Source organism: Streptomyces sp. NPDC043738, assembly GCF_056436545.1.
In genome coordinates this window covers 1-14,030 of sequence record NZ_JBWKCJ010000034.1, presented here as the reverse complement: position 1 = coordinate 14,030, position 14,030 = coordinate 1, and the positions used below count along the sequence as shown (strand labels likewise).

The 14,030-nt window shown below is 73.6% G+C and carries 11 protein-coding genes; 6 read left to right on the top strand and 5 right to left on the bottom strand.

Features of this window, described 5'->3' with window-relative positions:
* Positions 1-31: 31 nt before the first annotated feature.
* Complete coding sequence (locus AC0680_RS32230; RefSeq protein ID WP_478635854.1) at positions 32-1,669, bottom strand: FadD3 family acyl-CoA ligase; 1,638 nt, start codon at positions 1,667-1,669, stop codon at positions 32-34.
* A 105-nt stretch (positions 1,670-1,774) separates the two neighbouring features.
* On the opposite strand from AC0680_RS32230, the gene AC0680_RS32225 reads away from it, so the two are divergent.
* The 3 genes from AC0680_RS32225 to AC0680_RS32215 are packed head-to-tail and all read left to right on the top strand — an operon-like array spanning position 1,775 to position 4,203.
* Positions 1,775-2,926, top strand: coding sequence for a lipid-transfer protein (locus tag AC0680_RS32225; protein WP_478635851.1), 1,152 nt, complete (start codon positions 1,775-1,777; stop codon positions 2,924-2,926).
* 36 nt (positions 2,927-2,962) lie between these two features.
* Entirely contained in the window at positions 2,963-3,445 is a 483-nt protein-coding gene (locus AC0680_RS32220; RefSeq protein WP_478635978.1) for a Zn-ribbon domain-containing OB-fold protein, read from the top strand.
* Positions 3,442-4,203 carry an enoyl-CoA hydratase/isomerase family protein gene (locus AC0680_RS32215; RefSeq protein ID WP_478635849.1) on the top strand — a complete coding sequence of 254 codons (762 nt, stop codon included), beginning with the start codon at positions 3,442-3,444 and terminating at the stop codon, positions 4,201-4,203. The genes AC0680_RS32220 and AC0680_RS32215 overlap by 4 nt, the downstream gene beginning before the upstream one ends.
* A gap of 4 nt (positions 4,204-4,207) precedes the next feature.
* On the opposite strand, the gene AC0680_RS32210 is transcribed toward AC0680_RS32215, so the two are convergent.
* Positions 4,208-4,759, bottom strand: a complete 552-nt coding sequence (locus AC0680_RS32210; RefSeq protein ID WP_478635847.1) for a hypothetical protein — start codon at positions 4,757-4,759, stop codon at positions 4,208-4,210.
* 199 nt (positions 4,760-4,958) lie between these two features.
* On the opposite strand from AC0680_RS32210, the gene AC0680_RS32205 reads away from it, so the two are divergent.
* Complete coding sequence (locus AC0680_RS32205; RefSeq protein ID WP_478635844.1) at positions 4,959-5,960, top strand: hypothetical protein; 1,002 nt, start codon at positions 4,959-4,961, stop codon at positions 5,958-5,960.
* Between the two features lie 201 nt (positions 5,961-6,161).
* On the opposite strand, the gene afsK is transcribed toward AC0680_RS32205, so the two are convergent.
* Complete coding sequence (afsK, locus tag AC0680_RS32200; protein WP_478635841.1) at positions 6,162-8,750, bottom strand: protein serine/threonine kinase AfsK; 2,589 nt, start codon at positions 8,748-8,750, stop codon at positions 6,162-6,164.
* Positions 8,751-9,642: 892 nt separating this feature from the next.
* Here afsK and AC0680_RS32195 point away from each other — a divergent pair.
* Complete coding sequence (locus tag AC0680_RS32195; RefSeq protein WP_384430115.1) at positions 9,643-10,290, top strand: TetR family transcriptional regulator; 648 nt, start codon at positions 9,643-9,645, stop codon at positions 10,288-10,290.
* 253 nt (positions 10,291-10,543) lie between these two features.
* Here the strand turns inward: AC0680_RS32195 and AC0680_RS32190 are convergent, their stop codons facing one another.
* Entirely contained in the window at positions 10,544-11,014 is a 471-nt protein-coding gene (locus AC0680_RS32190) for a nitroreductase family deazaflavin-dependent oxidoreductase (RefSeq protein WP_478635836.1), read from the bottom strand.
* Complete coding sequence (locus tag AC0680_RS32185) at positions 11,014-12,441, bottom strand: acyl-CoA dehydrogenase family protein (protein WP_478635834.1); 1,428 nt, start codon at positions 12,439-12,441, stop codon at positions 11,014-11,016. The genes AC0680_RS32190 and AC0680_RS32185 overlap by 1 nt, the downstream gene beginning before the upstream one ends.
* Positions 12,442-12,780: 339 nt before the next feature.
* Between AC0680_RS32185 and AC0680_RS32180 the strand changes: the two genes are divergently transcribed.
* On the top strand, positions 12,781-13,893 hold the full coding sequence (locus tag AC0680_RS32180) for a thiolase C-terminal domain-containing protein (protein ID WP_478635831.1): 1,113 nt from the start codon (positions 12,781-12,783) through the stop codon (positions 13,891-13,893).
* Positions 13,894-14,030 lie beyond the last annotated feature (137 nt).

The window sequence follows — 14,030 nt, the reverse complement described above, 5'->3', positions numbered from 1 at the left end:
GGCGTGCCTGGTCAGGGCGGAGCCGGGCGGATCAGGCGGGAGCGGGGCCCGGGGCGCCGTCGCGCAACCGGGTCTTGAGGACCTTGCCGCCGGCGTTGCGCGGGAGTTCGGGGACGAAGGCGACCTCGCGCGGGACCTTGTAGTTGGCCATCTCCCGGCGGGACCAGGCGATCAGGTCGTCGGCGGTGAGGGAGGAGCCGGGGCGGCGGACCGCGTAGGCCTTGCCGACCTCGCCGAGTCGGGGGTCGGGTATGCCGACGACGGCGACATCGGCGATATCCGGGTGGCGGCCGAGGAGTTGCTCTATCTCGGCGGGGTAGGCGTTGAAGCCGCCGACGATGAACATGTCCTTGATGCGGTCGGTGATCCGGAGGTTGCCGGCCGCGTCCAGGGTGCCCACGTCGCCGGTGCGCAGCCAGCCGTCGGGCGTGATCGCGCGGGCCGTGGCGGCCGGGTCCTCGAAGTAGCCGGACATCACGTGGTAGCCGCGGACCAGCACCTCGCCGGGGTCTCCGGGTGCCGTCGGCCGGCCCTCGGCGTCGACGACCCGGACCTCGGTGCCCGGCAGGGCGCGGCCCGAGGTCGCGGCGATCACGCCGGGCGGATCACCGCGGCGGCACATCGTGACGATGCCCGAGCTCTCCGAAAGGCCGTACGCGGTCAGGACGGTGGAGATCCTCAGCTCGCCGCGCAGCCGCTCGACCAGCTCCAGGGGGACGACGGCGGCGCCGGTGACCACCAGGCGCAGCGCGGACAGGTCGTGCAGGGCGCGGTCGGGGTGGTCGAGGAGCTGCTGATGGAGGGTGGGCGGTCCGGGGAGGACGGAGATCCGCTCGGCGGCGATGTTGGCGAGTGCGGTCTGCACGCTGAAGACCGGCTGCGGAACCATCGTCGCGCCGCGCAGCAGGCAGGCGATGACCCCGGCCTTGTAGCCGAAGGTGTGGAAGAACGGGTTGACGATCAGGTAGCGGTCGCCCTCCTGGAGGCCGGCCAGTTCGCTCCAGACCTCGTAGGCGCGCAGGGTCTGGGCGTGGGTGATCACGGCGCCCTTGGGGTGCCCGGTCGTGCCGGAGGTGAAGACGATGTCCGAGGGGTCCTCGGGGCGAAGGGCGTCGGCCCGGCCGCGGACCGCCTCGGTGGGGACGGCGGCGCCGCCGGCGAGGAAGTCCCGCCAGGTGACGAAGCCGGCCGGGGCGTCGCCGGAGAGCACCACGACCTGGTGCAGGTGCGGCAGTCCGGGCAGTGGGCCGTGGCCGCCGCCCTCCTGGGCGGCGCGGCGGAGCGAGGCGACGTAGGACGTGCCGAGGAAGGTGCCGGTGACGAAGAGCAGCTTGGCGCGGGTGCGGGCGAGGACGTAGGCGGCCTCGGCGCCCTTGAAGCGGGTGTTGACGGGGACCAGGACGGCGCCGGCGGCCACCGCCCCGAGGGCGGAGACGATCCAGTCCAGGGTGTTGGGCGCCCATACGGCGACGCGGTCGCCGGGCGCGACCCCGGAGGCGATGCAGGCGGCCGCGGCCCGCTCCACCCGCTCGCCCAGCTCGGCGTAGGAGACCCGGGTGCGGCCCTCGACGACGGCCTCCCGGGAGCCGTGGCGCCGGGCGGCCTCGCGCACCAGCCGGGGGATGACGCCGTACGCCAGGTCCGCCCGCGCGTCCACGTCGTCGCGCATCGCACTGCCTCCCGCCAAAGAGCCGACGAACACTAGCTGACTACCCGTCAGATTAGCGGTAGCCTCCTCCGCTGTCAGCACTGGCGACCGGCCACGGAGGTGGCGATGGCAGCGACCCTCAAGGACGCTACGGCGATAGCCGGCATCGGGCAGACCCCGTTCGCCAGGCGACTGCCCGAATCCGAGAAGACCCTGGCCTGCCGGGCGATCGTCGCGGCGCTGGACGACGCCGGGATCGCCCCCTCGGAGGTGGACGCCTTCGCCTCCTACACCATGGAGGAGACCGACGAGGTCGAGATAGCCAAGGCCATCGGCGCCGGGGACGTCACCCACTTCTCCAAGGTCGGCTACGGCGGCGGGGGTTCCTGCGCGACGGTGGCCCATCTGGCCGCCGCCATCGCCACCGGCCAGGCGAGCGTCGGGGTGGCCTGGCGGTCCCGAAAACGCGGCTCGGGGCCGCGCCCCTGGAAGAACACCCAGGTCCAGTTGCCGACCCCGGGGCAGTGGACCCGCCCCTTCGGACTGCTGCGCCCCGCCGACGAGATCGGCATGCTGGCCCGCCGCTATATGCACGAATACGGCGCCACCCGCGACCACCTCTTCAACGTCGCGCTCGCCTGCCGCAACCGCGCCAACCAGAACCCGGCCGCGATCATGTACGACCGCCCGCTGACCCGCGAGATGTATATGACCGCCCGCTGGATCAGCGAGCCGCTCTGCCTCTTCGACAACTGCCTGGAGACGGACGGCGCGCTGGCCTGCGTCGTGGTCTCCGCCGAGCGCGCCCGGGACTGCCGCCGGCGGCCCGTCTACCTCCACGCCGCCGCCCAGGGCCTGCCCGCCCAGCACCACGGCATGGTCAACTACTGGAACGACGACCCGCTCACCGGCCCCGCCTGGACCGCCGCCCGGCACCTGTGGAAGGGCGCCGACCTCGGACCGCAGGACGTCGACGTGGCGCAGATCTACGACGCGTTCACCCCCCTGATCCCCCTCTCCCTGGAGGGCTACGGCTTCTGCGGACGCGGCGAGGGAGCGGCCTTCACCGAGGGCGGCGCGCTGGAGATCGGCGGCCGGCTCCCCCTCAACACCGGCGGCGGCGGCCTCTCCGAGGCGTACGTACACGGTTTCAACCTGATCACCGAGGGCGTCAAGCAGCTGCGCGGCACCAGCACGGCGCAGGTCCCCGACGCCGCCACCTGCCTGGTCACCGCGGGCGAGGGCGTCCCCACCTCGGCCCTGCTGCTGAGGAGTTGAGGCATGATGAGTGCATCCGAGTCCGTTCGCAGGTCCATGACGCCCAGCGTGGCACCCGCCACTGACAACGGCCCCGGCGACCACGCCGACCTGCTGCTTCCCGTCCCCGACGAGGACGGCGCACCCTTCTGGGAGTACGCCGCCAGGGGCGAACTGCGCATCCAGGCCTGCTCCGGCTGCGACGAACTGCGCTTCCCGCCCCGGCCCTGCTGCCCGCACTGCCAGTCCTTCTCGGCCCACTGGCAGCGGATGACCGGCCGCGGCCGCATCTGGTCCTACGTGCTGCCGCATCCGCCGCTGCTGCCCGCCTACGCCGCGCTCCCGGGCTACAACGCGATCATCGTGGAGCTGGCCGAGGCCCCCCGCATCCGCCTCGTCGGCAACCTCGTCGCCGGCGCCGACGCCCCCCTCAACTCCGTCGCCCCGTCGCGGCTGCGCATCGGTGCCCCGGTGAAGGCCATCTTCCACGCCATGCCCGGCGGCGTGACCGTACCCCGCTGGACCCTGGAGCGGCCGTGACGGTACGCATCGAGATCACCGACGGCGTCGCGCTGGTCACCCTCGACCGGCCCGAGCGGCACAACGCGATCGACCTCGAGACCGCCGAGGAACTCACCGCCGCCTGGCGGGCGTTCCGCTTCGACGACTCCGTACGGGCGGCGGTGGTCACCGGCGCCGGCGGCCGGGCCTTCTGCACCGGCGTCGACCGCTCGGTCGACGTCCCCCAGCCGCCCTCCCCCTACTCCCTGGACGACCCGCTGCTGCGCATCGGCCCGAAGGCCAACGACCTGTGGAAGCCGGTCATCGCCGCCGTCGAGGGAATGGCCTGCGGCGGGGCCTTCTACCTCCTGGGCGAGGCCGAGTTCATCATCGCCTCCGAGACCGCCACCTTCTTCGACCCGCACACCACCTACGGGATGGTCAGCGCGTACGAGTCCATCCTCATGGCGCAGCGGATGCCCCTGGGCGAGATCGCCCGGCTGTCCCTGATGGGCACGGCCGAGCGGCTGGGCGCCGCACGCGCACACCGGATCGGCCTGGTCTCCGAGCTGACCGCACCGGGCGCCGCGGCCGAGGTGGCGCTGCGCCGCGCGGCCGCCGTCGCCGCGCAGCCGACCGGGGCCGTCCAGGGCACCGTACGCGCCCTCTGGGCGGCGAAGGAGGCGGCCAGAGCGCAGGCCCTGGCGCAGGCCCCCCAGCTGATCGCGCTGGGCAGTCTGCCCCCGGAGCGCCAGGCGGAGCTGTTCGCCGCCCGGAAGCGGGACCCGGCCCGCTGACCCGTCACATCCGGGTCTTGTGCGCCCGGGTGATCTGGCAGGTGTACCAGAACTGCCCGATGGAGGACTGGTTCACCGTGTACTTGGCGGTGTAGGTCTCGGTGTCGCCGGGGCCCACGATGATGGACCGCTCGTGCAGCCCGTACGCCTTGCCGTCGGCCGGCTTGGCCTTCATCCAGTTGACGGCCATGTCGTAGGAGAAGCTGTCGGTGGAGGACGGGTTGGTGATGGAGACCGTGTACGTGAACTGGCGCAGCGAGTTCGAGAAGTCGCAGTTGCTGCCGCTGACGTCGTTCCGCCCGTCGGGGTCGAAGGTCTCCTGGGTCGGCGAGGGCGAGTAGGTGTCCGACGGGTATCCCGTGGGGGTCGAACCGTACGGGTCGTAACTGCTGGAGGACGACGGGCTCGGGAAGTTCGTCGGCACGTGGACCCGTGGCCTGCTGATACAGCCGCTGACCGTGGCGACCGTCGCCAGCACCAGCCCGCCCGCGACCGCCACCCTGATACCCCTACGGGCACCGCCGCGGCTGCCCGTGTCCGTGCGTGTGCGCTGCATCATCCGACCGTCCCCCGTGGAAACCTTGAGCCCCGCCACCCCATGGGTTGACGCGTGCACGGCACCCTAGCAAGAGCCGGTGACAGCCCCCACAGGCCCCTGCTGCGCGGGTGGCCGAACTTGTCTAGCGAGCGCAGACGGGCAGGCGTAGCGTCGGTCACGGAGGACGAACAGGACAATCCGAAGCGAGGCGACGCCTGTGGTGCGCAACGTACTCGGGTCCCTGATCGCCCTCGTCGGAGCGACGGCCGCCGTCTGGAGCCCCTTCCGTCCCTGGTACGACGGCCGTCACGGCAGAGACATCCGGATCGAGGACCTCTTCGACGGCATCACGCCCCTCAGCGCCCCCCTCTTCGGCTCCGTCCTGCTTCCCATGGCCTTCGCCGCGCTGCTGACCCTGATCGGCGTCGCCCTGCGTTCCCGGCTGCTGGTCGCCCTCGCCGGCCTGGTCGTCCTCGGCTTCACGATCCTGTGGATGGTCCGCCAGGGGCAGGCCGCGAGCGAGCTGACCGCCGGGGCCCGCGGGCTGGGCGTGGGCGTGGCCAACGCGCTGGGCGGTGGTGCGCTGCTGCTGCTCGGCGCCCTGATCATGCGGGGCCGCGACCGCGTCGGATACGGCCGCGGCGCCCACCGGCGGGACGACGAGCGGCGCTACGACGACCGGTACTACGACGACCGGCGCTATGACGACCGGCAGTACGACGACGGGTACTACGGCCGTTACGGACCCGACGCCCCCTACGACAGCCGCAGGCCCGCTCCGCCGGCCGCCTACCCGCCGGGGACACCCGAACCGTGGGACGCGGGCCGCCCGGGCGCGGAGGAGTGGGACCCGGAGCCGTACGCCGCGGGGCCGCCCGGACCGCCTGCGGGCCGCGCCGGCGATCCCTACCGGGAACAGGGCGACACCCCGACCGCCCCCTTGCCGGTGACCGAGCCGCCCCCGACCGAACGGCAACGGCGGCCCTTCTCTCCACGGCCCCGGCAGCAACGGCCCCAGGAACACACCCAGCAGCACCCCCGGCAACAGCCCCAGCAACAGCCCCAGGAGCCACCGCCGACCATGGCGTCCCGCCGGCTGCCTCCCACACCCCCGGTGGAATGGGGCCAGGAGTACCGCCGGCCGCAGCCCCAACAGCCGCAGCAGCCCCAGGAACCCCAACCCGACAAGTCCCAACCGCCCCCGGAGGAGCGGGAGTAGGGGGCCGGGAGAGGGGAGACGGGCTCGGGCGGGCGGCGGGAAACGACGGTCCGGGAGGGCGGGGCGCCGGGGCGCCGGGGCGCCGGGAGACCCTAGGGCGGGGGCGAACACATCCCCTAGGGGACGCGGACGCCCCCTGCGGGGCCGAACGAGACGAGGGCGAGCCGTATTCCCCGGTCGCCGGTCGCGCGGCTACGCCCGTTAAGCCCGTCGCGCCAGTCCCGTCCCCTTCGCCGCGTCCAGCGCGTACACGCAGCGGTCCTTGCTGCAGGCGTAGACGACCCCGCCGACGGCCACCGGCGAGCCGGTGATCTCGCCGCCGGTCTCCAGCTTCCAGCGCAGCTGGCCACCCATCGCGTCGAGCGTGTACAGACAGTGGTCCGCGGAGCCGAAGTGCACCCGGCCCTCGGCGACGACCGGTGCGCCGACGACCTCCGCGCCGGCCTGGAAGCGCCAGCGCGGGGTGCCGGTCACCGCGTCCAGGGTGTAGAGCGCCTTGCCGCTGCCCAGGTGGACCGCGCCGTGCGCGACCAGCACCGGTTCGACGGACTGCCGGGCCTCGGTGGCGATCCGCCAGCGGTCGCGGCCGTCCGCCGCGTCCAGCGCGTAGACCGTGCCCAGATAGTCCGCCAGATAGACCCCGCCGCCGGTGACGGCCGGTCCGGGGGCGAAGGCCGGCGGGCTCAGGAACACCGCGGGCGCCTCGAAGTGCCAGCGCACCTCGCCACGCGCGATGTCGATCGCCAGCACCCGCGTCCCCGCCACCACGTAGACCGCGCCGTCCGACGCGGGCAGCAGCCGCATCGGCACCCCGCCGCAGGCCGCCACGTCCCCCACCGGGTACGACCAGCGCTCGGCGCCGGTACGCGCCTCCAGCGCCTTCAGCCGCGCGTCGGCCCACACGAACACCGTGCCCTCGTGCACCACGGGCCCGGCCTCGGCGGTCTCGAAGTCGGTCTGGACGCCACCGATCTCCCACAGCAGCTCGCCGGTGGCGGCCTCCCACGCCTGGACACCGCCACCGCGGGTACTGGTGACGACGGTCCCGCGGTCGACCTTGAGGGCGTAGACCCAGCCCTCGGTGTTCAGGCGCCAGCGCTCGGTGCCGTCGACGGCGTCCAGCGCGTACAGGCTCGGACCGTCCGAGGCGTGGATCCGCCCGTCCGCGACCGCCATCGCCCAGGCGACGTCACGGGTCTTGAACTTGCGGCGCCCGCTGGCCACATCGAGCGCGTGCACCTCGAAGGACGTGACGTAGAGCAGATCGCCGTCCACGGCGGGGGTGCCCCACACATCGTTCGACATGCGGAACCGCCAGGGGCGCCAGCGGCCCGGCTCGGCGGACGGCGCCTCGGGCGGGGCGGCGGGCTGTGCCGCGGCGCCCTCTGCCGCCGGGGCGCCCTGCTGCCCCGCACCGGCCGCCGGGCCGGCACCAGGAGGCCGAACCCAGTTCGTCGCGGCACCGGCCTGGCCCCGCGGCTGCGGCTCGCGGGTCTCGGCGCGCGGCCCCGGCCCTATCGGGGCGGGCGAGCCGCCGAGGTGTACGGGACCGGCGGCGCCCTCAGCGGGCGGCGCGGCGGCGGGCGGTGCCGCGGAGACCGGGGTCATGCGGGCCGTGGAGATGTCCGGGCCGAGCGCCGCGGGCTGCGGCATCGGGCCGGGGTTGCCTCTCGGGTCGCCACCACGGGGCGCCGCGCCGGGACCGGCGCCGATCCGACCGGGCCAGCCGGTCTCCGCGGCAGCCCCCGCGGGGGCGCTCTCGGGCCGCGGAGGCGCCTGTACGGGCCGGGGTGCGGGCATCGGGGGCGCCGACGGCGGCACGGATGCCGGACGGCCGGCAGCGCGCCCGGAGCCGGCCCGCTGGGTGTCCTTCGGTACGGCGGAGCGCCCGCCGCGCCGGCCCTCGATGAGCGCCACCGCCCCGGGCGGCAGCCAGGCCGAGGCCGTACCGCTGTCGTCGCTGCCGGAGCCGAAGAGGTGCGGGGCGAGCTGGGACTGCAGATCGGCGGGGGACGGGCGGTGGCCGGCCTCCATCTGCATACAGGACTCCAGGAGCCCCCGCAGCTCGTCCGGCAGCCCGGTCAGGTCGGGGCCCTCCCGCAGCAGCATGAAGACGGTCTCGACGGGGTTGGCGCCGTGGAAGGGGGCGTGCCCGGTGGCGGCGAAGACCAGGGTCGAGCCGAGGGAGAAGACATCGCTCGCGCCCGTGACGCTGCGCGAGTCCCTGGCCTGCTCGGGCGACATGTAGGCGGGCGTGCCGACGGCCACGTTGGTCATCGTCAGCCGGGTGTTGGACACCCCGGAGGCGATACCGAAGTCGATCACCCGGGGGCCGTCCTCGACGACCAGTACGTTCGACGGCTTCAGGTCGCGGTGGACCAGACCCGCACCGTGGATGGACTGCAGCGCCTCGGCGATGCCGGCCGCCAGCCAGCGCACCGCCTGGGCCGGCAGCGGCCCGCACTCATTGACTATTTCCTCGAGGGAGGGCGCGGGGACGTACGCCGTCGCCAGCCAGGGCACCGCGGCACGCGGATCGGCGTCGACCACCGCCGCGGTGTAGAAGCCGCTGACCGCGCGGGCCGCCTCTACCTCGCGTGTGAAGCGGACCCGGAACAGCTGGTCCTCGGCGAGCTCGGTACGCACCGTCTTGATCGCCACGCGCCGGCCGGACGCCGAGCGCGCCAGATAGACCAGTCCCATGCCGCCGGCCCCGAGACGGCCGAGCACCTCGAACGGCCCGATCCGCCGGGGATCGTGCTGCGTCAGCTGCTTCAGCTGCTCCACCACTTGCCTGCCACCTCCCCGTGGGGCGTAAAAAAAAGAGACTCTCAAAAGCCACGAGCCGCCGAGAGCCACTGCCCCGATGCAGCGTCTCACCGCCTGGCCGAAACGGCCGTCCGCGTGGTGATTCTTCCTGGCCGAGCCGACGGTTGCGAACCCGGGGCCTGTCCGCCGTGTCATGGCATACCCCCCGCGACCCGCAACAGGCCCGTTACCCGACGTAACCCAACCTGGCCTGACGTGCTCCGATACGTCCGCCGACGGGTGGCCACCTGGGGGTTACCGATGAGTTGCGGCTTCCCCCGGGTGCGACACCGCCCGATATACGGACGCTCAGCGCTCCGTTTCGACGGCCGGCCGGCCATGCCCCCGCCGTTCCCCCTCGTCGCCCCCCGTCACCCTCCCCTGCCCGACGCCTCAATTCTGCGCCGCCGCCGACCACTTCGGCACCAGGACACCCGCGCGGCGCGGCGATCGCCGTCCGCGCAGGAGCCATCGCCGGCCGCCGTGGTGGCCATATGTCCAAGCTAGCGCCGGTTCGCGTCCCGCGCCCGCCGAGCAATCAAACACAATCAATCGAACGCGAACTCGATTCCGGTGGATACTGGTCGATTCCGCGCGAGAAAGCGGAGGCGATACGCGATATATGCGCCGGGCGCCCAACTGGCGTCCGCGATTGCCTATTTCATGCACAGACAGTGACCGCTTATCCACCAAAGTTGTCCACAGCCTGTTGATAAGGCCATTCACCGCTTCGGATCAAGCCTCCGCGCCGAATCCACCGCCCTCAGCAGGCCCGCCACCAGCACACTCGCAGGCGAGCGCGCACCCCTAACTCCCCATCCCCATTTGCAGGCAGTCAAATCGCGCTCCGATCACCCCTCGGTAAGCTGACGGCATGACAGGACAAGTTCGAACCGTCGACGGCAGAGTTGCTGGCCGCCGCGGACAGGCGACGCGGCAAAAGCTTCTCGACTGCCTCAGTGAAATGCTCAGTTCGTCCCCCTACCGGGACGTCAAGGTCATCGATGTGGCCCGAAAAGCGGGGACTTCTCCCGCTACGTTCTATCAGTACTTCCCGGACGTCGAGGGAGCCGTCCTCGAAATCGCCGAGGAGATGGCCAAGGAAGGCGCCACTCTGACCGATCTTGTCGCCGAACGCTCCTGGGTGGGCAAGTCCGGCTGGCAGGCGGCAGAGGACCTGGTCGAGGGTTTCCTCTCCTTCTGGCGCAAGCACGACGCGATTCTCCGCGTCGTCGACCTGGGTGCGGCCGAGGGCGACAAGCGGTTCTACAAGATCCGCATGAAGATCCTCAACGCCGTCACCAACTCGCTCACGGACTCCATCCAGGAGCTCCAGAGCAAGAACAAGGTCGACAAGGACGTGAGCGCGGCGGCCATGGCCGGCTCCATCGTCGCGATGCTCGCGGCGGTCGCCGGACACCAGAAGGGCTTCCAGAGCTGGGGCGTCAAGCAGGCCGAGCTCAAGCCGAATCTGGCGCTGCTGGTGCACTTCGGCATCACGGGCAAGAAGCCCACCAAATGAAGCGGACCATATGAAGCGGACTTCCTAGCGGAACCACCACCAGGCAACCGCGCCGGCGACCAAGGGAGCGGCCAGGCAACAGCCGCGCCTCGAAGTCCCGTTGTACCCGAGCCGGTTCGCCGTCGGCCCGTATCGGTCCTGTATCCGTCCTGCCATAGCCGTACCGCACACACAGCGGGTGCCGCCCGTCCCCCCAAGGGGTACGCCGGGGCACCCGCTGTGTGTGCGTGGGAACGGTCCGCGTACGGCGGGCTCAGCGCCGCTCCAGCCGGAACAGCCGGATCTCCCGCTCCACCCGCGCCTGGTACGCGGCGTACGGCGGCCAGAACGCAAGCGCCGCCCGCCACGCCCGCGCCCGCTCCTCACCGGTGAGCAACCGGGCCCGTACGCCGATGTCCTGCCCCCGCCAACTCACCTCCGCCTCCGGATTCCTGAGCAGGTTTCCCGTCCAGGCCGGATGGCCCGGCCGCCCGAAATTGCTGCCGACCAGCAGCCACCCGCCGTCCTCCTGCGGCACGCAGGCCAGCGGCGTACGCCGCGGCCGCCCGCTCCTGGCGCCGGTCGCGGTGAGGATCAACCCGGGCAGCATCCGGGCGCTGAGCAGCACCTTCCCGCGGGTCAGCCGGTGCACCGCGCGGTCCAGCGCCGGGATGACGTGCGGTGCGACCCGGGCGAACGCACGGGTGGCCGAGACCCTCTGCACCAGCCGCTCGCCTGCCGGCATCACGCATCGACCGCCTCTCGGGTACGGCCCGCCGTCGGCACACCGGCCGGCCGTGCGGCCCCGGCCGCACGGCCACCGTCGACGGCGCCCGCCCCGCCGGGGAACAGACCCGCCTCCTCGGCGGCCCGGGCGCGCAGCCGGTGCACGGGCCCCAGCAGCAGTTCGTCGCAGGCCGCGCGCTTGAAGTACAGATGCGCCTCGTGCTCCCAGGTGAAGCCGATGCCGCCGTGCAGCTGCACCGCCTCGGCCGCCACCGCCCGCAGCGTCTCCAGCGCTTGTGCGAGGGCCAGCGCGGCCACCCCGGGCTCGGCCGCCCCGGGCGGACCGTACGGGGCGGCGGGGTGCTCCCCGGACCGTCCGCGCCCCGCCGACCACGCCGCGTAGTACACCGCCGAGCGCGCCGCCTGCAGCGACACGTACAAGTCGGCGAGCCGGTGCTGGACCGCCTGGAAGGAGCCGATGGGCCGGCCGAACTGCTCGCGCTCCCGGACGTGGGCGACGGTCCGGGCCAGTGCCGTATCGGCCGCCCCGACCGCCTCGGCGGCCAGCGCCGCGGCGGCCACCGCACCGGTCGCGGCGAGCGCCCGCGCGACCGCCGCCCCGTCACCGCCCCCGGCCCCCTCGCCCTCCGCCCCGCTCTCGCCCAGCAACTCCGCTGGGACGTCGCGCAGTTCGAGCCGCGCCTGCGGGCGGGTCTCGTCCAGCGCGGTCTGCCGGGTCCGCAGCAGCCCCCGGAGGCGGGCCGGCCCCTCGCCGCGTACCCGGGCGTCCGCCCGCACGAGGAAGAGCAGTGTGCGGCTGCGCGCGAAGCCGCCGGTGTGCGCGGCGACCACCAGCACCTGCGCGGTGTGCCCGTTCAGCACCTGCCCGGCCTCCCCGTACAGCCGCCAGCCGGCGCCCGCCTCCGGCTCCGCGCCGCCCTTCGGCCCGGGCGCCGCGCCCTGCGGTGCCACGCGCCGTGCCTGGATGCCGCCGGCCCGGCCGCCGCCCGCCCAGTCGCCGTCGTTGGCGCCGGTCAGGGCCAGCGCGGTGGCGAGCCGTCCGCCCGGAACGGCCAGGGTCCCGGTCAGTTCCCCGGTCGCCAGAGGGGGCAGCAGCTCGGCGCGCTGCCGTTCGCTGCCCAGGGCGAGGATCAGCGGGGCGGCCAGCGCCGCGGTGGCGATCAGCGGCGAGGGGAGTACGGCGCGGCCGGTCTCCTCGCAGGCCAGGGCGAGTTCGGTGGGTCCGCAGCCCACCCCCGCGTACGCGGCGGGCAGCGCCAGCCCGGGGAGCCCCAGCTGTGCGGCGAGTTGGCGCCACAGCTGTTCGTCGTAGCCCGGCGGGGTGCGTACCGCCGCTTTGACCTCGTCCGGGCCGCAGCGTTTGTGCAGCAGCTCGCGCAGCGTGCGGCGGATTTCGTGCTGCTCCTCGGTGAACGCGGCATCCATCGGCGGGCTCCTCCCGGCCGTGCGACAACGCCCGTCCGGTCCGAACGGGCCCCCGCTTCCGATCTGACGGGGCGTCATAGTAGGGACGGGGGATGCACTTTCCTAGGGGAATCCCGATTCCCGGGGGTGCCCGACGCACCCTGCCCGCCCGAGCGTATCTGATGTACCGTCAGATTCATGTCTTCAGCGCCGTCCGTGCCGCCAGCGCCGTCAGCGGCTTCAGGTCCGTCGGTGACTTCAGCGCCGTCTGCGGCTTCAGCACAGTCAGTGGCCACAAGGGTTCCGTCGGGGCGTCGCCGGGTCGCCGTCGCCGGGGTGGCCCTCTCCGACTGCGGTCGCGTGGACCAGGCCACCCCGTACGCCCTGCATGCGCAGGCAGCCCGCCGGGCGCTCGCCGACAGCGGCCTGGACCGCTCGGTGATCGACGGCTTCGCCTCGGCCGGGCTGGGCACCCTCGCCCCCGTCGAGGTCGCCGAGTACCTGGGGCTGCGCCCCACCTGGGTCGACTCGACCTCGGTCGGCGGTGCCACCTGGGAGGTGCTGGCCGCGCACGCCGCCGACGCGATCGCCGCCGGCCAGGCACGCGCCGTGCTCCTCGTCTACGGCTCCACCGCCCGCGCCGACATCAAGGCCCGCCGCCGCACCGCGAACCTCTCCTTCGGCGCCCGCGGCCCGCTCCAGTTCGAGGTCCCCTACGGGCACACCCTGATCGCCAAGTACGCCATGGCCGCCCGCCGCCATATGCACCAATACGGCACCACACTGGAGCAGTTGGCCCAGGTCGCGGTCCAGGCGCGCGCCAACGCGGCGGCCAACCCGGACGCCATGTACCGCGACCCGATCACCGTCGACGAGGTCCTCTCCGGCCCGATGATCGCCGACCCGTTCACCAAGCTGCACTGCTGCATCCGCTCCGACGGCGGCTGCGCGGTCCTGCTGGTCGCCGAGGACTGTGTGCCCGACCTCGCCAAGCCCCCGGTATGGGTGCTCGGTTCGGGCACCGCGGTCTCCCACACCACCATGTCCGAGTGGGACGACTTCACGGTCTCGCCCGCGGCGGTCTCCGGGCGCCTCGCCTTCGACCGCGCCGGTGTCCGCCCCGCCGAGATCGACCTCGCGCAGATCTACGACGCCTTCACCTATATGACCCTGGTGACGCTGGAGGACCTGGGCTTCTGCGCCAAGGGCGAGGGCGGCGCGTTCGTCGAGAAGGGGCGGCTGCTGCGGGACGGCGCGCTGCCGGTCAACACCGACGGCGGCGGTCTGGCCGCCTGCCACCCGGGCATGCGCGGCCTGTTCCTGCTGGTCGAGGCGGTACGCCAGCTCCGCGGCGAGGCCGGGCCCGAGCGCCAGGTCCACCGGGCCGACGGCGCACCGCCTCGGCTCGCGGTCGCCTCGGGAACGGGCGGCTGGTTCTGCTCGTCGGGGACGGTGGTGCTGGGACGGGACTGACCAGGGGCGGGGGGGGGGGGGGGGGGGGGGGGGGGGGGGGGGGGGGGGGGGGGGGGGGGGGGGGGGGGGGGGAGGGGGGGGGGGGGGGGGGGGCGGGGGGGGGGGGGGGGGGGGGGGTGGGGGGGGGGGGGGGGGGA